Here is a 19123-nt window from a genome sequence, read left to right as displayed (position 1 = left end):
TATATTTGAAATTTGATAAAATCTATTTTATCCTTGAATTAGTAAGATGGTTATAAATAAATGACTTCTTCCTATTTGGTCAATATTATAGAAATGGAGATATTTAATAAATGGATGAATTAAAAGTATTAAAAGCTATATCAAATGAAACTCGTCTCCAGATATTAAAATGGCTAAAAGACCCTACAGAAAATTTCGAGCCACAATCACATTCATTAAGCACAAATAACTTTCTTGGAGGTGTTTGTGTAGCAAGTATAAAAAAAAAGGTCGGTTTGTCCCAATCTACTGTATCTATTTACCTTTCATTATTACATGAAAGTGGATTATTAGAGGCAAAAAATATTGGACAATGGACTTATTACAGAAGAAACCAAGAAGCTGTAGAAAAACTAGCTGACTGGTTAAAATTTGATTTGTAAAATTTCGAAAGTAACCTAAAATTTTTCACACTCACCCTATATGTTAACGGTGAGTTTTTTTATTATGCTTGACACAATTAAGAATGAGGTTTATTATTCACTCTTATATCGATATAATACGATTTAATAAATCTATTTTTTTAGATCAATAAACCACTTAACATGAAGGAGCTTTTATAAATGAGCAGTTATAAAGATAGACAAAAAGCAAGTAATTTCTTTAAAGATAATATGCCTGACTTCTCTATACCTGTTAACGAATTACGAGCACAAGCTGAAAAAGCATATGGAACATTACCAGTTGCCGATGATGTTGTAAGAGAAAAAGTAGATATTAATGGGATGGAGGGTGAGTGGCAAATAGTTCCTGAATCCCAGGATGATCGTGTACTTCTTTACCTACATGGTGGAGGTTTTCTATTTGGAAGCATTGCAACTCATCGCGGAGAAACGAGTGAATTAGGAAGAGCAGCCAAAGCACGCACCCTGGCTATTAACTATCGCCTGGCACCTGAACATCATTTCCCTGCTCCACTGGACGATGCAATGAACGCCTACATGTGGTTATTAGATCAAGGTTATAAAGGGAAAGATATTATCGTTGCTGGTGAATCAGCAGGAGGCAGTATGACTGCTGGGTTGTTAATGAGCATCCGTGACAATCATCTCCCTCTTCCATCAGCAGGAGTAATGATTTCCCCTTGGATTGATTTGGGGCAAACTAGTGAAACTTATATAACAAAAGAAGGAATTGATCCAATGAATTCAACTGCAGGTGTTAAATATTTAGCAGAAACATATTTGAATGGTGTTTCACCAGAGGTTCCTTTAGCATCGCCAATTTACGGTGATTTAAGAGGATTACCACCCCTTTATGTAATGGTGGGAGAAGTTGAAGTGATGTTAAGTGAAGCTTTAACATTTGTTAGCAATGCTGCATTAGCAGGAATTGATGTAAGATTTAGATCCTTCCCTGGTATGGTTCATAATTGGCCAGCATTTCATTCTTTCCTAGAAGAAGGCAAGGAAGCTATTGAAAGTGCTGGAGCGTTTATGGATGAAATTTTTTCAAAGTAATTATTTTGAGTAAACAAAGAAAATATAATTTTTTGATGAGGAGTCGAAACGATGCTTTTCTCCCCCTATAAAATAAAGGACTTAACACTAAAAAATAGAATCGTTATGTCCCCTATGAGTATGTACGCTTGTGAAGATGAATCAGGAATTGTGCAGCCTTGGCATAAAATTCACTACCCTGCTCGTGCGGTCGGAGGTGTAGGACTTATATTGGTAGAGGCTACCGCTATCACAATGCAAGGACGGATGACACCTCAAGACCTTGGTATTTGGAACAATTCCCATATCGAAGGACTTAGCGAGCTTACAGGTCTTGTTCACGATTTGGGTACTTCTATTGGAATACAGCTTTCACACGCTGGACGTAAGGCAAAAATAGATGGTTCAATTATTGCACCTTCACCTATTCCATATGAAGAAGGTCAAAAAGTGCCAGAGGAGATGACTAAAAATCAAATAAAAGAAGTAATCCATGGCTTTGTAGAAGGAGCGAATCGAGCTAGGAAAGCTGGTTTTGATGTTATAGAAATCCATGCGGCACATGGGTATTTAATTCATGAGTTCTTATCTCCTTTAAGCAACAACCGTCAGGATGAGTATGGTGGGTCTCGTGAGAATCGTTTTCGTTTCTTGAAAGAAGTAATTGAAGGTATTAAAACAGTTTGGGAAGGACCTTTATTTGTACGTATTTCTGCTGATGAATACCATCCTGAAGGGAGTCTACCAGAAGACTACGTGTATTATAGTTCCTTAATGAAGGAACTAGGCGTTGATTTAGTAGACGTCAGCACTGGTGGATTGGTTGGTATTCGACCGCAAACTTACCCAGGCTATCAAGTACCATTTGCAGACATGATTCGAAGTAAAGCCAACATCCCAACAGGAGCTGTTGGTTTAATAAAAGAACCAGAACACGCTGAAGAAATTTTACGGAATAATCGTGCCGACTTAATATTCCTCGGCCGTGAGTTAATGTGGAACCCTCATTGGGCATACATGGCTGCAAGTCGTTTAGGTGTCAAACTAGAACTTCCTAAATCCTATTCATGGTCGTGGATAACCAAGCTATAAAAACTGATATAAAATCGATGATTCCAACTTTACGAAACAACTTTCTTTATTCAAAGAAGAGAAGTCAGCCGATCAATGTGATCGGCTGCTTTTCATTTGGGGATTCGATCATTACGCTAACGGAAAACGTTAGCTTAATGAAAAAAGAATCAACGTGATCAACTGCGTTTTACAACTAACGGATGACAATAGGGATCGTTGCAGAAATGCTAACGATCCTTTTTTGTATACCTTTACAGAAAGTAGAGAACAGGAAAATTATATTAGGATGATGAGCTCCTCATTACGCTAACGGGCAGGTTAGTTTAGTCTTGTATTATGAGTGCATTTTATTGTTCGAAATAGCAAGTCGTGCTCGGTTTCTAGCAGAGGAGACGTCATTAGAAACTCAAAAAGCTCTGACCGCACGAATGCAGACAGAACTTTCCTTCTCAGCTGATATCAACAGCCGTTTTTATTATCTATTGAACAAAATACCGCTGTGGTATCTTGTTCTAAATTTGTGCGAGCTAAACGCTCTTCAAGCTCCTCAATGTCCATAGTCCCAGCAAGTGAGATTATCTCTTTGCCGTTACGGAGAAGGAGGGTAGGAAAGCTATTTATCCCTAAGTTTCTTACTTTGGTGAAGTCTTCGCGTGCTGCAGCGGCTCCCGATGGGTCTTTCAAAAGTTCCATTACAGAGTTTGGATCAATATTATTATCAACGGCAATTTTACGATAAGTTTCTGGATCACTGAGACTCAAACCATCGTAATAAAATGCATGCTGCATTGCGCAGGCGAGATAGATGGAACGATCCGGGGCTAGGGATCGCAAAGCATTAAATCCAATTGCTGATGAATTAGAATCCATAACGAAGCTTCCCTCTTTTAGGAGTTCCTGATAAGCTGTTCCAAACTCGGCTCCAGTAAGTTGACTAATCCGTTTATTAGCTTCTGGAATATGAGGGAATGAACCCATTGAATGACTTTGATCACCAATAAACAGACCACCGCTCAATACGGTAAGTGGCAGTTCTGGGTGATTTTCATGCAACGTACGGATGGTTTTTGAAAACCCATAACACCATCCACAATAGGCGTCCCATGCATAGATAAGCTCTTTGTCAGTATTCACAACTACTTCTCCTTTCTAAATCAATCTTTCCGCCTCGCTAACCTACTACCGTAAAGCGTTTATTTTGGTGCTGTGGTTTCTCAATTTCATCAAGCATTGCAATGGCAAAGTCAGGATAACTAATATAACTTTCACCAGCTGCGTTTAAAATGACGTAATCAGAGCCTACTTGATATGAACCAGTTCTTTTACCATCTGGGTCAAAAACTCCCCCAGGGCTAAGATATGTCCATTGAATATCATTGGTTTCTTGTAAATCCTGAAGATTTTTCCACATGTTCGTTGCGGTTGGAAAGTATGCCTCTGGGAATCCAGGTGCTTCGAATTTCCGGAGAGTTTTCGTTTCGTCAAGATACAAACTTCCTGCTCCTCCGACCACAACCAATCTTGTATTAAGAGCTCCTTTTAGCGCTTTGATTAGTACTTTTCCAGCTTCTACATGTTGATGTTCCTGACCATTTGGAGCTTTGAAGGCATTTACGATAACATCGTATTGCTTCAAATCGGACTCGTTTAAGTCAAAAATGTTCTTCTCCAACACTGATACGTTATCATCTTGAATTTTAGCAGCATTTCTTACAATCGCTGAAACTTCATGTCCCCTTTTTAAGGCTTCCTTCAAGATATAATCGCCTGCTTTACCACTTGCACCAATAATTCCAATTCTCATCTTCGGTTCCTCCTTATATTCACCTGTTTTGTCTAATTAGAACGTTTGAGCAAGATCTTTTGCACGGCGGAGTGCATCTTCCTTGATTTCCTGAGCTTTATCGCGGGCTTTATTGTGGCCCTCAACGAACAATCCTTCAAAAGAAGGAACACCAAAGAAATTCATAATGACTTGGAGATGACGATGGCCCATTTCAAGTTCTGATGCTGGTGCCTCAGAATAAAATCCACCACGTGCTTGGATGTGTAATGCTTTTTTGTCAGTCAAAAGCCCTACAGGTTGCCCTTGTTCGGTGTATCTGAACGATTTTCCGGCTACAGAAACTGCATCAATGTAAGCTTTCATAATAGGCGGATATGAGAAGTTCCAAAAAGGAGTAACAAATACATATTTATCAGCTTGGATAAATTGATCAGACAATTCAGCAAGACGTGTTACTTTATCTTGTTCCTCTTTTGATAATTGATTAAATTCTGTACCTGAACGAAGTTTCCCCCAACCGCTAAATACATCTGCGTCGATATAAGGGATATATTCTTTATACAAATCAACAGCGATTACTTCATCCTGTGGATTTACTGCTTTATAAGATTCAATGAACGTGCTGCCAACTGCCATGCTGTAGGACTGAGTTTCATCATGTGGATGCGCTGTGATATACAATACTTTTGCCATAATTGGTACCATCCTTTATAATGTATTTTGTATCCTGTAACCATTTAGATTACATGTAATTATAATAGTTACAGGATGAGCACTTGTCAATACTAAATTGTATATTGGCATTTACGTTATGCATTCATGCAGTTGTAATCAATCTATTACTGCTAAAATAGTTAAAGTATTAAGGAGGGATAAGCAATGTCGATCAGCAGTCGTTTCTCAGTAGGAATTCACATTTTATCGTTGCTTGAGGTAAATAAGACAGGGGTTAACTCATCGGAGGCAATAGCCAACAGCGTTAACACTAACCCTGTTGTAATAAGAAGAATTATGGGTATGCTTAAAAGTGCTGGATTGGTTAAAATAAAGCCTGGAGTCGCAGGTGCCAAATTAGCTCGGAAATTGTCTGACATCACTCTGTTTGATGTATACAAAGCAGTAAACGTAGTAAACGAAAATGAATTATTTAGTATCCATGAAAATCCAAATCCAGATTGCCCTGTTGGAAAACAATTGCAAGAAACGATTGAACCTATTTTTATTTTAGCCCAGTCAGCTTTAGAAAAGGTCCTCCAGGGAGTTACTATAGAAGATGTTGTTAATAATTTTAATAATGTTCCGAGTTAGGCACGTTGGCTAACACAAAACGTAAGCAGTCAACCTGGTGGTTGACTGCTTTTGTTCATTAAGCGGGGTGCGATTCACATAAAAGCTCAGTCAGTAAACGCTATGTTTTTATTAGACAAGGCATCCCTCAGCTCCATAATCGTCTGTCGGCTGGATGGCATTGAAACTCAAAAGAATGATGTAGAAACTCGTGACTTTGCTCATCTTGATTGGAATCTTTCAATTTATAACCCCCCAACCAATTGAACTAACGGGAAACGTTAGCTTAATGCTCAAAGAATCAACGTAATCAACTGCGGTTTACAACTAACGGATACCAATAGGGATCGTTGCAAAAATGCTAACGATCCTTATTGATATACCTTTACGGACATACACAGCCCCTTGGGATGGTGTAACAGCTCGATCAGGCTGGAAAGACCCGAATGGCATTGAACTTGGCACCTTCGATAATGATGCGACAACTTCCGAGATCCGATTCCTGGCTGACATGTATGAGAAAACAGGCACTCTCGCCTTTAAGAACAGTGTTCGTAAAGCGGTGGACTTTATCCTGATCTCCCAATATCCGTCCGGGGGATGGCCACAGGTCTATCCCAAACGAAGTAATTACTCTGATTCAGTGACTTACAACGACAATGCCATGGTGCAAACGATGGTTTTGTTAGACGATATGGTTGAGCGAAGAAGTGGGTTTAACAACGATATATTGACTACCAACGACCGCAGCAAGCTGAAGAAAGCTTTGGACAAAGGCATTGATTATACGCTGAAAGCGCAAATTATCAATGATGTTCAGCCCACCGTTTGGGGTGCGCAGCATGATCCTGTGACCTATGCCCCTGTGCCGGGCAGAGCCTATGAGTTAGCCTCCAAGTCGGGATCAGAGTCGGTGGCGATTACTGCTTTTCTGATGTCCAGGCCTCAGACTCCCGAGATTGAACAAGCCGCCAAAGGGGCTCTCCGATGGTTCGATACGGTACGAGAGAATGGAACCAAGTATAACCGACAAGGACCCATGTATTTTGAACCGGATGCAGGGAGTGTGATCTGGTACCGTTTCTATAACGTGGATGAAGATGTGCCTTTCTACGCGGATCGGGATGGACTGAAGTATATGAACATTCTGGATATCAGTGAGGAACGACGACACGGCTACTCTTGGGCCGGAAGCTATGCTCGTAACCTGCTTAAGCTGGCTTCGGATCAAGGCTATTACACGCTAAACCAGCCATTGCCTTAATCAGGGAACCAACCTCTACCTACAGAGAGACTGAAGCTACATCGTATACGAAGTCAACTTAAAAAAGCCTATCCTCGCTAATGCAAGGATAGGCTTCTCAACGTTCATGTATTAACCGAGCAATTTCTCGATCTCTGCGCTCATGGTTTCCGGGGATTCTTTTGGTTCAACACGACCTACTACTTCACCTTCACGGTTAACAAGGAACTTGGTAAAGTTCCATTGGATGTCGCTTGTTTCGCCTACGCCGGGTTGTTGCTCCTTCAGATATTGGAACAGAGGATGTGTTTCCTCACCATTCACATCTACCTTGGCAAACACCGGGAAATTCACACCATAGTTAATCTGGCAAAATGATTCGGCTTCCTCACTTGTACCTGGCTCCTGCCCTCCAAACTGGTTACAAGGGAAACCCAGTACAACCAAGCCTTGATCGCGATAACGATCGTAGAGCTTTTGCAATTCACCATATTGCGGGGTAAGTCCACACTTGCTGGCTGTATTGGCAATGACCAATACCTTACCTTGATACAGATCCAGTGAGACTTCCTGGTTCGCGGTGGTTACCGCCTGATATGAATATACGGACATGACTGATTCCTCCCATGACATATGTTAGTTTGGACTGTTGCGAGCACGTTGGTATAACCAATGAACCTACAGCCTGTCTTATTATTATAAACCTGATTCGATGCGATTACCAAATCTCGGATTTACCCATATCCCTTTGCTCCCGACGCACTTTAACCCGACTTGGCAGCCACAATCGCATCATACCGCTCTTGCCGCTCGGTCTTGGTCAGTTTGGGACAGCTGTAACAGTAGTTCTGCCCACCGTACACCTGATAGTGCAGGCAGCATGTCGGCTTCATCAGCATAGTCTCTCCCGGTTGATGGGGATTAGCAATCTCGACCGGTTTGAAGGACAGCAAATTCTTGCGTAACCCCAGAATCTCCGGTGGCAAGGCAATGACATGCTCATATCCCTGAATTACAGCTTCTCGTTCCGATTCTGTAATGTCCATCTTTACCACCGTCGTCTTGAACCATCTCAAGATGGATGCGAGCTGTGCCCACATCTGACCCGTGTTTGCTTCTCCAGCAAGGGCCACTCCTTCAATCAGTGGTCGTAGTTGTTCTCCGTAATATGCTGTAAGTAACTCATTCCGCCAGAGGGATCCACCTTCAACACCGTTGTTGACTGAACCAGGATGGGCATGCTCAGTTACATCCAAAAGTTGAAAATGGAGTACGGGGCGCCCCTCTTGAACCTCCAACTGCAGTTGGATATTCTCCAGCGAAATATTCAGCGACGTGTCACACATGCAAGTCATGTAATGAATACCAAGCAATAGACCTCGAACAGAGTGCATGAAATATACAGCAGCAGAGCGAAGAGAATCTGCACGCAGGTGCTCATTATAGGCTTCGAGCATAAGCTTTGCGTTCTCCGGATGTCTCAACAATGTCAAAGGCATACCAAAAACCGATTCGTTAACCGGACCGGTCGTTATACGTCCATATTGCTCTAACCACGTGTAGTTGATTGCTCCCATTGGTTGCAAACCTCCCATGAATGCGAATGAGCCGCGTGCATTATGCACAGCGGCTTCATTCTATAATGTAAGGACCACGTATGGCCCATTTCGTTAACTTCCTGTCGCTTGACGAGCAAGTTGCTCTGTCCGTCCGCCTGCATGAACCATCGCGCTGTTCATGACCATCTGGTCTGGCGTTTTGGATTGCTGACGTTCACCTGCAAGAGCGTATGGCAAGCAAAGCGGTACACCGGAGCGCGGATCCGTTACGATATCTGCTTCGATGTTAAATACTTCACGAAGTACATCCGTGTTCATAACTTCCACGGGTGAACCATGTGCAATGGCTTTACCTTTTTTGATACCAATCATGTGATGAGCATAACGGGAAGCATGATTCAAGTCATGCACAACCATAACAATGGTACGGTTGGCTGTGGCATTCAGTTGCTCCAGTAATTGCAATACTTCGAGCTGGTGAGCCATATCCAGGAATGTAGTCGGCTCGTCCAGGAAAAGGATATCTGTTTCTTGTGCAAGTGCCATGGCAATCCAGGCACGTTGACGCTGTCCACCGGACAGTTGATCAATCGGACGATCATGGAATTCAGTCATGGCTGTCACTTCGATAGCCCATTCAATCATACGTTTGTCTTCCGCACGCATGGAGCCAAATCCTTTTTGATAAGGAAAGCGACCATACGATACCAATTCAGTAACGGTAAGACCTTCAGGGGCTGTTGGATTCTGTGGCAAAATCGCAAGTTGCTTGGCAACTTCACGCGTGGACTGTTTATGGATGGACTTCCCGTCGAGCAATACATTACCTGCTTTTGGAGCCATAATGCGTGCCATCGTTTTCAGGATGGTTGACTTCCCTGAACCATTGGCTCCAACAAGTGCTGTAATTTTTCCTTGGGGAATCTGAATATTCAGATCCTCTACAATTAGTCTTTCCTCATAAGCGATATCCAGCTTGGTCGTCTCCAGACGAAACATGCGATCATCCCTCTCTCATTTATCCCGGTTATGTAATCCGGCTATGACAACAAAAACGAAATTGTAATTCTGTGATTTCCGACGCAAATATCTTCTACACTAAAGATACTGATAATCATTATCATTTGTCAACATAAAAAACCAAATTTTCTTCTCTTTTCGTACTTTATTTGCTCTTTCTGTAGCAGAAATTCCGCTCTTTTCTCAAGTACACATGAGATCTTTTCTCATTCATTCCGCGCACTTTATCACTTCTGACTGTTTTTCAAACTCTTGAATCGCAAATTTTGTGTCTGAATTGTGAATGTGGCCACTCCGATGACAGAACAACCTTCTGATCGCTGTTATCCCCAGATTTTTTGATCCTTTTGTAAAGGGTAAATCCGGGGATAGCATATGCTTCCGATGTAGCTTTCCTTTAGAAAGCTTTTAGGCGAACGCTTTACTTCTTCAGGTTATTTCTGTCCTCTCCGTTTTTGTGTAAATGTTAGTTCAATCTATCCAGCCGCCATATCAAATAAAAAAAAAAGATGACCTTGAAATCTAAAGTTCAAGGTCATCTCACATACGCTCGTTTAATAAGGTATGAAGTCAGCTTTTTTCATTATTGGATCAAAAGACACTTAATGAATCTATGCAACACGCTCATATAAAATAACTTACAGCTTCGGCTGCGGCATCAATTGGATTACAGTCATACTGCCCTGCGTACTCTTCACACTGGCAATACTCTCGGCATCCATATTCGCTGGAAGATCGATCTGCAATCCATACGGATAGAGACGATCTACCTCTCCAATAGACATCTGTGCAGGAGTGTTCGCATCCTGTTCATTGGATACAGATGTGTCAGGCGATGTGGAACCAGTAGCTTGATCGGCATCCGTACCTTGATCCGTGTCTCCACTCCCAGCATTAGACGGTGCATTCGTCCCTGTATCCGTTGTTGTATCAGTAGCAGGATCTGAAGTGGAATCACCCGATGTTGAAGGATCGGCCTGCTGATCGCCATCCTCCGTCTGCTCTATGTTTCCCGCTGAAGAACCATCCGTGCTTCCTTCGGAAGTACTTCCTGAGCCACCATCGGAAGGAACTTGGTTATCTGGCTCCTCATTCCGATTAAAACTCTCCCACTTACCTGTAGCATCCAACTCCTGCGTGCTGCCATCTTTCATCGTCAATTGCAGCGGGCCTTGCTCAAACTCAGTGCTTCCCGTATCATTCCTGAAACGGATCACCAGTTGAGCAGGTAATTCCGTACCCTCCTGTTCACTCGCAGGAATCATATAAGCAATCTGCTCCGCGAGCTGCACCTCCGGTTCAGCCGGTATGACAGGCTCCTGGGTAGATGGAGGGGATGCCGCTGGCGGCTCTACAGAATCTTTCATCCATGCATATGTACCGCCAGCAATACCCAGAACCAGGATCAAGAGGATTAATCCGAACAGATTTTTCCTTTTACCCGTTAGCATCCGCACCAGTGGAGAGGACAATTCCGTCTTCGCACGGTCATAGACCGGCTTCATTGTCTTGCTGGCTCTCACGTAATACGGTTTGAAAGCTGACTTCGACTTGAAAGCTTCACGGTCATGGGCTTTGAAATACGCCACGATGGCATCCGCATATCCTTTATGCGCATTGGAACCCCGGACAAACATCCGATGATCTCCTGACCATTCGAAGAATGGATACAGCCCTTCAGCACGACTTGCATTGGTGCGGATGAATTCAATCAGGCCAGGATAATCCAACCGATTGCTGCCGCTTCCTCCCCTATAAAAAGCCATTGGCAAAGCTTCATATGCCGCAATCCCCGGATGAGCCTGCAGCTCTCCGGCAAGCCAGCGACGCGTCCAGCGTTGAAGTTCATTGCGTTCTGCCAGGGAAAGTGCCTCCAATGCCTCTTCTTCATTCCCCTCGCCACTAAGCCACACTCTCGCAGCCAGCATCATGTTCGTTCGAGCAGATACATCAGAGCCCTGACGTGCCGCCCAATCCCGAACCTCATTGCCATGCTGCAAAATATCAATGCTTAATAGCTGTTCACGGTTAACCCGTTCCAGATCCAGATCCTGAATCATAAACAGGTTAATGACATAAGCCAGCTTGTCTGCAAGGCGGGTTAACTCTTCCTGATATGCCGGATCTTGACTGGCAGACGGAGATCCCCCTTTGCGATTAGGACGGGCTGTAGCTTCAGATTGACCAATTCGTGCCGTAATGCCTGTATCATAGGTGACATCAGCGGATACCCGATCCAGTATGTTAACACGCTGGAGAGCTTCATTCGCAGACTGTACCGGATTAGGCGCAGAACATAACCGTTCACGCAGCTCATTGGCTGTCCGCTCCTGCAAGAAGCTGTAGTGGATCGCAGATGGATGGGACGTAACCCATCTTCGGATCACTTCCACAACGTTCGCTGCCGATTCCGTGCGTTTCAGCTGATTGTCCAGATAAGGCTCGAACAACAGCTTGGTAAGCGATTCATTGGCCAGCACTTTATCAAAGAAAGCCCGATTCAGCTGCGGATCCCGATCCAGCACAGCATACAATTCCTGCACAGCACGCATACGCTTCTGGGCGCGGGCATTATTCACACCGTAGATAAAATAGTCCACAATCCGGGATTGCACCACGGGCGTGGCAACACTGAAATATTCGCCAATGCGAGCTGCGACGTCTTCTTCGGGTACGTTCTCACGCTTCACGCTGTCCAGTTCCCTGCTGAGCAAGGTCAGGAACAGCTCGTTCAGACGGGAACGTTGCTGTAATCCACCATCCGGCTTCAAATAGGTCAGCAAACCACTCAGGACATGACTTTTGTTATCCAGATACAAGTCTTCCATGCCTTGTTCAAGACCATAGAACACCGCAAGTTCGCCATAGGCTTCAATGGAAAGTTCCCGCCCAGGTTCCATGCCGGACAACATTTCATCCGCAAACGTATAGAACGCATCCGCCGCCGCAGGTTCCTGCAATAAGGCCCAAGCGAATTCCGCGTAAGGTAACTTCGCCACAGATGCATCCGCATGTGTCACTCTGCCTGATACCAGATCAAAGGTGAAATCCTTCTCCGTATTCCGGTCTTTCGGACGTAACGTCCCTCGCTCTACAAACTGGACGTGGATGCCCTTCTTGGCCTGTGGCTCCTTGGCAAACGTCATGAATCCCAGCTGCCGCCGGAATGCGTAGGGTAAAGCCGTGTACAGCAAACGTAACAATCCTTTGGCCCCTGCGGTCACTTCCTCTGCGGGAAGGTCCAGCGCAATGTATACTTTTCTACGTGTCGCTACAGACTGCATTACCGCATAGAGCAGGCGCTTGAACAGCACTTCGTTCATTTTCAAAGCGCTCAGCACTTGGGTTGGTGATCCTACGCCAGCATCGGTCGCCCCACCCTGTCCGCTCCGAGGTGATATAGGCAATTCAGCAAGCGCCGGCAGAACTGTACCTTGTTCGATGTCATAGGACGTGGCGAACACGGCATCCAGCCAGCCGCCTTGTTTCATCTGCTCTTCCGAGCGTTCGGGAGACAAGACGTAATTATGTGCAAAAAAGGCACTGCGTAGCCCGGTGAAATCTGCAGACTGGTACACATTTTGCCCAAGAATCGTCTCTCCACTCTCCAGATGAAGCAGGTGAATGGAAGCCGGAAACTTCGTCTCGTCCTTCTCGCTACGGCCTGTTAGCTCCGCTGGAGCGTCATAGACACAGTAGGGGTGAAGCACTTTTTTGATAAAAGAAGGGTCTAGTCCCGGCGATGCCGCAACCGTATCAAACCCCTCCGTTGTGCGAAACACCCCGCGCCGCTCTCGGGTATACAACTGTTGTTCAATGGGCGGGGTTACGGAAGAACGCATCATCCCACTCTCCCCTCAATGTACTTCAGCTTGTACAGCAGCCACAGGAAGGGTTCATCCACGCGGATGGGGCTAACCACACCCTGCAATTTCATATCCACCGGATTGCTGCCCAGCGCAGAGACTGCGAAATAGGCTGTATCCTTGAAGTACACATCCATCGTGCCCTTGAACGGACGATCCACCTTCTCGATAAAACGCCGGATCTCTCCATCGATATTCTCGAACTCGGTTAAGTCGAACCAATCGCGGTGCACCATGTTGCGGAAGACATTACTGTTGGATTTGATATAATCGCCCTCTTCATCCTTGAGGGAATGCAGCATGTCGCTTTTGGTGAGCACAACGGCCGTTGGAATATTGGTCTTGGCTTTATCCTGATACGCGATAAAATCTCCAAACATCGTCAGTACCACGTCACGTGGCTCATCGTATCGTGGTGTCCACTCTCCCGGCTCGTTGCCAAGGTTAATGCGGATTTTGTCCCGAATCGAACGAATCTGAAGCGGGTCCACCATAAACAGAATGCCTGCCGAGTTCTTGATGTGCTGCCCGTGAAGTCCGAGATAATCCTGCTCCACCATACCTTCACCCGCAACGTCAAAGAACACCAGAGTCAGCGGCGCTTTATCTTCGTCCTTGAACACAAATTGGAAGATAAACGGCTCCTGCAGTTTCTCCTTCTGTGTGGAATCCAGCAGATCCCCCCGTTCAAACAACGGTTCTTCATAATCCGCACGGAACCGGCGGCTAATCTCCGCATTCAATGGCATGCAAGCCGCGTCAAAATGATCGGCCGTATAATGCTGCAATGTATGAATTAATGAAGTCATGTAGACGGATTTCCCCACCTGGGATGCACCGATAATAGAAATGATGTTGCTCGGTGCTTTACCTGCCGTAACAGGTAGCTCGTTATGACATTGCGGACACAACCGGCGACGCGTAACGACACCATACCGATCGTTCAGACCCATCACGATATTATCGGAATAAATACGATGTTCCTCCGGTACATCATGCGGAGCCAATACGGCCTCCATATCAAATACCGTGTCGAGTCCGAACCTTTCGCGATACCGATTCAACTTCGCATCTTCCCCGAGTGCGTAGTCCTCGTCATCATCGCGGTGATGTGCGGCGCGGAACACCACCTCTTCCGGTGAAAACTTGCTGAAACAATAAGGGCATACAATATCATAAAACAGCGGACGTTCCTCCGGCTGTTGTCTCTTCAAAAACCGACTAAAAAAGCTCATAGCCACTCCCCTCCCCTGATCAGTCAGACTAAGGTGATTTACACTTGCACTACGATGACAGAGTAACCTTCCAATCGCTAGTCCAACTATCTAGTCTGATATAAGCCGATAGGCGGCTCCATATTTCGGTCCGTCCGTGAAGAATAATCGCACATAATCATCCTTGGCAACTTCAACGGGCGGCATCTCATTTCTTCCGGGAGCAAAATCACTCACAAAAGGATACACTGTACCATCTTCCTTATTCAGCGGAACCCCGCCCTGTTTGCGAACATAACAGAGGGCTTCCTTTGGAACAGGTACTTCCGCTGTGACGGTGATCAATACACTTTTTCGTTTCTGAAAAAAACCGCTCTTGTAGCGAATGGAAAAGCGGATATCCGCCTTCCCTGCGCTTGCAATCACCATGTTGTCCTCGTCTCGTTGACGGATCAGTACAGGTCCCTCTTCCTCCATCTGACACACATACACGGTGTACTTGATGGCACCAAAACCTGTAATCCGATCCGTGTAACCATTGCTCGCCTTATATTCCTCTCTCGTGTACAGCTTCAGCTTGCCCTGTGCAGGCTCTTCCCCGGTACGATCATCGCTCATCATATCCAGCTCCAGCCGTTCCACATACACAGCTTCTACCCGTTCCGGCCAGAGCCAGCGAAGTGTACAACGACCTTCGTCCACCGCAAGTGTCAGTTTTCGAATCAAGGGTGTCGAAGGGTCTGCATCCGTAAACCGCATTTCCATTGACCTCCCGACGTTAGAATCCTTTGCTGCGTGTATCTCTTGGTCTCTGACCAAACCCTTCGGCAGAAGAAGTTCCGCCGCCAGCTTCACGACGACCCCTGCTCTTCCGCGGCGTGTTCTCCTTAATCGGAACAATCCAGGAGAAGAGGGTCAATACGCCAGACAAAATGAGCATCGCAACGAGTCGTACAAATGTATCCCCCACGTTCGAACCGTCGAGTCCCCACTCCAGCAGAAGCCCTGCCAGTAGACCCGACACCGCACCACCAATACCAAAGCTGAGGGCGAGATGACGGTTATCAAATACAAGTCCGAGTGACACACCCAATGCTACTCCAATCAGTAACACGGCTGCTACACGGAAAATCGCCAGATAAACGCTATGCTCCATCATGCCTGTACGCTCCGTCACAAGCGTCCGTTCATCAATCGTATCGTAGATCTGCTGGAATGCCAGATTCAGACCACCGGAATCCGGTACATCATAGTACATGCCACCCGTTTGCTGGGCAATATTACGCAGCAGATCCGTACCTGATGGGTCCACCAGGCTTAGGCCGACTGTATTAATAGAGATCTGTTCGTTGTTATATTGAGACAAAATATCGGTCGTGTCCGCTTCACTGAAGCCATCGGATAACAAGATGACGACGGTACCGCGTTTCGGGTCCTGTTTGCCCTGAATCTGCTCCATGCCTTCCCGCAGCACGGCATCAAAATTGGTGCCGCCCGAAGTCGTGACAATGCCATCGATTTTGCTATAAACCTCATTCTTGGCCGCTTCACTATCCAGCGCAATAAACGGCTGTAACAACTGCGGCTGGTCATCAAACGTAATGACAGCTACCTGTTTGTCACTCTCCATTTGGCTGATCAGTGTCTTGGCTGCTTCAAAGCGTCCGTTATCCGGATCTGTCTCGCTCATGCTGCCCGAGTTATCGATCATCAGTACGATGTCCTTGACTTGCTTCACACCGCCCGGATTAATCTGATACAACAATTGCAGGGCGAGTCCAACAACAAACAACAGAGCGAGTGTTGCCGGAACAAGCAATTTCCACGACAGTCCCAGATACCGGAGCTTCCATGAAGCGCCATTCAGCTTGGGTGAGATCATCTCTGCGATCAAACAGAACAATCCAACGCTCAGCGCCAGTACGCCAAAGTATAATCCCATCAGCAACAGACGTGGCATCTCCCCAAGCCATTGACGCAGCATGATTTCTCCTGCCGCAAAGCCGACTGCCCCGCCAATCAGGCTGAACAGGACCAGGAGAAGATTGATTTTTCGCTGCATGTCTACATGCATCCTTTCCATACCAGCCCTAAGCAGGCTGAGTTAATACAATATTGGTGTTGGTTATAGGACACCGCCAGACGTCTTAACGGATGGGTGACAACTTCTCCACCAGACCTGCGGGGTGAAGTTCATAGCCATTTTCCGTATACGAGTCGTAATATACCTTACCGTTCCGATACACCATGAGATCTTCCAGATGGAAACCTCCCATCAGATTCAGCTTCTCCACCCCACTACTGCGTTCTTCGTACACCACACCCAACTTGTAGATACGTGACGTCTCTTCGGCATGTGCCGCGTAGTCCATGAAAGCACTATGATGGTCACCAAAGAAATACTTTTCTTCATATCGATGTTCCTGCGTATAATCGAATACCCGGACCCGAACAACCGCCTGATCCTCCAGCGTGTGGTACAACCTGCGGAACAGATCATCCCGGGTTAATACGTCTTTATCTCCGTAGGCAATCGTAACGTTAGCACGCTGCAACAGTTCTTCTTCAAATGGCAATCGCAATGGCTCGGCTGTAAGCAGCAACGAGTGACATACCTCCATCAACCGTTTCAGCAGACGATCATCGCCTTCTGTGGCAAGCCGGTTCATGTCTCCCATGTAACGGTCCTCAAACCATACATCCCGTCCGCGCTTGGCTTCCAGGTCGATGATTAGCTCTTCCGTCACTTTGCCGTAGTACTCCATCACGTTCTGGCCGATGTATTCATCGGCAGCAGCGATACTTTGGGCAGCTGTCTCTCGCAGTGTGCGTTCAAGCGCTTCAAGTGCTGCTGTGACGTGACGACTAAAACGGTGAAGTTCTTCCATCTCCGTATCGTAGATACGCAGCAGATGTAATTCATTTTCCAGTCGCAGTAATTCTACCTTTGGTACATACACTCGCTCCAGCATGCAGTCAATCAGATTGCGCACATTCTGTTTATCACGGAACAACGCTCGTTTGAACGACTGATCTTCCACTCGCTCTTGCTGACGTTGCTCCAGCAGAGCACGTGCCGATTCAAGCTGCATCGATTTATCCCGAATCAGTCCGAGCAGCGCTTCACGTACACTGCCAGGCTCACTGTCACTCCAGGCCGCCCACTGGAAGTAGCCAACCTCTGGATGCTCCGCGCGGGATTGTTCGGCCTGACGGCGCAGAGAGCCGCCAGAGCTGCGCTCACGCACACGCTCTTCGACAAGACGGACAACGTTATCGCGGAAGTACGCTTCAGCTCCTTGTCCAAACAACGCTCTCTCCGCTTCACGAAGTGAGATCGGCTTCAGATCAGAGAAACTGACGTTATGCGTCATGATGCCACTCATGCCACTAACCAGATCTTCATTGGGCAGCAGGCCTTCGACTTTGCGTTCCACTGAGGCTGCGTCCAGTCCAAAGAAAGCGAGCTTGTCCTTAATGCTCCAATCCGGCTCCTGCCGCATGCGTGCGAGCAGATACCGATACAGGTGATATAACACCGCCAGTGCAATCGGCTTGTTTGGCCGCCTGATCTCGGCAAAACCCGCGCTTGCATAACCATGCTGATCAGAAGTGGTACGAATATTGTTTTTAAAGGATGTATTGTTGTACGTGTTCGCTCCCGTGCTTGAAACGCTACCCGAATGATCTACATCCTGCTTCCTGTTCTTCAGTAGGCAGATCCGGCAGATGATCTCGGCATTTTCGATCCAGCCACCGGGAACGCCGGTTCCACGCTCATTTTTGTCGGACAACAGATATACCAGATCAAACAACGGTGACGCGGGATGTGTAACCGGAATGGAGATCCCATCCTCCGTCACCAGCAGTTTACCGCTGAACGTGTAGTCCAGCGACTGCATATAATCCAGTTCCCGCAGAAAAGCGAGGCCTGCTGCGCTGGCATACCCGAAGGAATCCACCTGTTCCATCTCGCTGACCAATACATGCAGATCCGTCTGCACCGACTTGAAGGCTTGGGACAAAATGGTCTCCGTCAGCTTGGTGAGCTCTGGCAACAATACATTCAGCGGATCATCCGCCCTGGTTACCACCGTAACGTAAATCCGATCAAATGACGAGTACAACCGTCCATATTCAGCAATTCGGTTACTGACCCGCCGAAGCGTACGATTCAGATCGTAGAGCGCCTGATCCGATTCGTGGAAACTGCGATGTACATCCTTACGCCGTGTTTTGGACGGTCGCTCCGTCTGCCCAGCGGACAAAGGCAAGCGATGACAAGTCACCTGACCATCATCGGACGAGCCACCATTCCTCGTTCCACCCGGATGCTCTTTCTGATCTTCTGTACCAATCTGAACGTAGACCACACCGTCTCCGTTATCCCATTTCAGCCGATTGATCTCCTGCACGGCAGACACCGCGGGTGCAACCAGATCACCCACGAAAAGGAACAAAGCCGGGTAATGGATACTGCTGCGTCCATCACCCAAGCTGCCTTGACGCTCCTGCTCTATTGCATACTGCGCTGCATACTTCTCCAGATCACGCTTCAGGGTATTGTTCGAATTGAACTCCATCCCGGCCGCCATC

16 protein-coding genes are annotated in these 19123 nt (G+C 46.3%); 5 read left to right on the top strand and 11 right to left on the bottom strand.

The window, feature by feature from the left end; all coding sequences use genetic code 11:
• Positions 1-110 precede the first annotated feature (110 nt).
• The 3 genes from PAEAM_RS16955 (at position 111) to namA (ending at position 2570) form a co-directional block, all read left to right on the top strand.
• Entirely contained in the window at positions 111-422 is a 312-nt protein-coding gene (locus PAEAM_RS16955) for an ArsR/SmtB family transcription factor (protein WP_100528341.1), read from the top strand.
• 180 nt (positions 423-602) lie between these two features.
• On the top strand, positions 603-1499 hold the full coding sequence (locus PAEAM_RS16950; protein ID WP_100528340.1) for an alpha/beta hydrolase: 897 nt from the start codon (positions 603-605) through the stop codon (positions 1497-1499).
• 51 nt (positions 1500-1550) lie between these two features.
• Complete coding sequence (gene namA, locus PAEAM_RS16945; protein ID WP_100528339.1) at positions 1551-2570, top strand: NADPH dehydrogenase NamA; 1020 nt, start codon at positions 1551-1553, stop codon at positions 2568-2570.
• Between the two features lie 441 nt (positions 2571-3011).
• Here namA and PAEAM_RS16940 read toward each other — a convergent pair whose 3' ends face one another.
• Genes PAEAM_RS16940 through PAEAM_RS16930 form a run of 3 tightly spaced genes read right to left on the bottom strand, consistent with a single transcriptional unit; the run spans position 3012 to position 5031 of the window.
• Positions 3012-3686, bottom strand: a complete 675-nt coding sequence (locus PAEAM_RS16940; RefSeq protein WP_100528338.1) for a DsbA family protein — start codon at positions 3684-3686, stop codon at positions 3012-3014.
• 37 nt (positions 3687-3723) lie between these two features.
• Complete coding sequence (locus PAEAM_RS16935) at positions 3724-4356, bottom strand: NAD(P)-dependent oxidoreductase (protein ID WP_100528337.1); 633 nt, start codon at positions 4354-4356, stop codon at positions 3724-3726.
• A 36-nt stretch (positions 4357-4392) separates the two neighbouring features.
• Positions 4393-5031: an FMN-dependent NADH-azoreductase gene (locus PAEAM_RS16930; protein ID WP_100528336.1), complete on the bottom strand. Its 639-nt coding sequence runs from the start codon at positions 5029-5031 to the stop codon at positions 4393-4395.
• Between the two features lie 186 nt (positions 5032-5217).
• On the opposite strand from PAEAM_RS16930, the gene PAEAM_RS16925 reads away from it, so the two are divergent.
• Together PAEAM_RS16925 and pelA are read left to right on the top strand one after the other, a co-directional pair.
• Positions 5218-5646 carry an Rrf2 family transcriptional regulator gene (locus tag PAEAM_RS16925; protein ID WP_100528335.1) on the top strand — a complete coding sequence of 143 codons (429 nt, stop codon included), beginning with the start codon at positions 5218-5220 and terminating at the stop codon, positions 5644-5646.
• 337 nt (positions 5647-5983) lie between these two features.
• Positions 5984-6889, top strand: a complete 906-nt coding sequence (gene pelA / locus PAEAM_RS16915; RefSeq protein ID WP_100528333.1) for a pectate lyase — start codon at positions 5984-5986, stop codon at positions 6887-6889.
• A 111-nt stretch (positions 6890-7000) separates the two neighbouring features.
• Here pelA and PAEAM_RS16910 read toward each other — a convergent pair whose 3' ends face one another.
• The 8 genes from PAEAM_RS16910 to PAEAM_RS16875 form a co-directional block, all read right to left on the bottom strand.
• Entirely contained in the window at positions 7001-7480 is a 480-nt protein-coding gene (locus PAEAM_RS16910) for a glutathione peroxidase (RefSeq protein WP_100528332.1), read from the bottom strand.
• A 152-nt stretch (positions 7481-7632) separates the two neighbouring features.
• Positions 7633-8445, bottom strand: a complete 813-nt coding sequence (locus tag PAEAM_RS16905) for a (2Fe-2S)-binding protein (protein ID WP_100528331.1) — start codon at positions 8443-8445, stop codon at positions 7633-7635.
• A 93-nt stretch (positions 8446-8538) separates the two neighbouring features.
• On the bottom strand, positions 8539-9426 hold the full coding sequence (locus tag PAEAM_RS16900) for an ABC transporter ATP-binding protein (RefSeq protein ID WP_100528330.1): 888 nt from the start codon (positions 9424-9426) through the stop codon (positions 8539-8541).
• A gap of 659 nt (positions 9427-10085) precedes the next feature.
• On the bottom strand, positions 10086-13292 hold the full coding sequence (locus PAEAM_RS16895) for a GAP1-N2 domain-containing protein (protein WP_100528329.1): 3207 nt from the start codon (positions 13290-13292) through the stop codon (positions 10086-10088).
• Positions 13289-14548 carry a TRAFAC clade GTPase domain-containing protein gene (locus tag PAEAM_RS16890; RefSeq protein ID WP_024632789.1) on the bottom strand — a complete coding sequence of 420 codons (1260 nt, stop codon included), beginning with the start codon at positions 14546-14548 and terminating at the stop codon, positions 13289-13291. Before PAEAM_RS16890 ends, PAEAM_RS16895 begins: the two co-directional genes overlap by 4 nt.
• A gap of 90 nt (positions 14549-14638) precedes the next feature.
• Complete coding sequence (locus PAEAM_RS16885; RefSeq protein WP_076209731.1) at positions 14639-15286, bottom strand: beta-mannanase; 648 nt, start codon at positions 15284-15286, stop codon at positions 14639-14641.
• A 19-nt stretch (positions 15287-15305) separates the two neighbouring features.
• Positions 15306-16589 carry a vWA domain-containing protein gene (locus tag PAEAM_RS16880; protein ID WP_100528328.1) on the bottom strand — a complete coding sequence of 428 codons (1284 nt, stop codon included), beginning with the start codon at positions 16587-16589 and terminating at the stop codon, positions 15306-15308.
• A gap of 85 nt (positions 16590-16674) precedes the next feature.
• A complete protein-coding gene (locus tag PAEAM_RS16875) occupies positions 16675-19122 on the bottom strand; it encodes a transcription initiation factor TFIID (RefSeq protein ID WP_100528327.1) in 2448 nt (815 codons plus the stop codon).
• Between the last annotated feature and the right edge of the window lies 1 nt (position 19123).

Origin of the sequence: Paenibacillus sp. GM1FR (genome assembly GCF_002803315.1) — a bacterium.
In the GTDB taxonomy this organism is placed as follows: Bacteria; Bacillota; Bacilli; order Paenibacillales; family Paenibacillaceae; genus Paenibacillus; species Paenibacillus amylolyticus.
The sequence above is the reverse complement of the archived record's forward strand: the minus strand, read 5'-3'. Positions and strand labels throughout refer to the sequence as shown.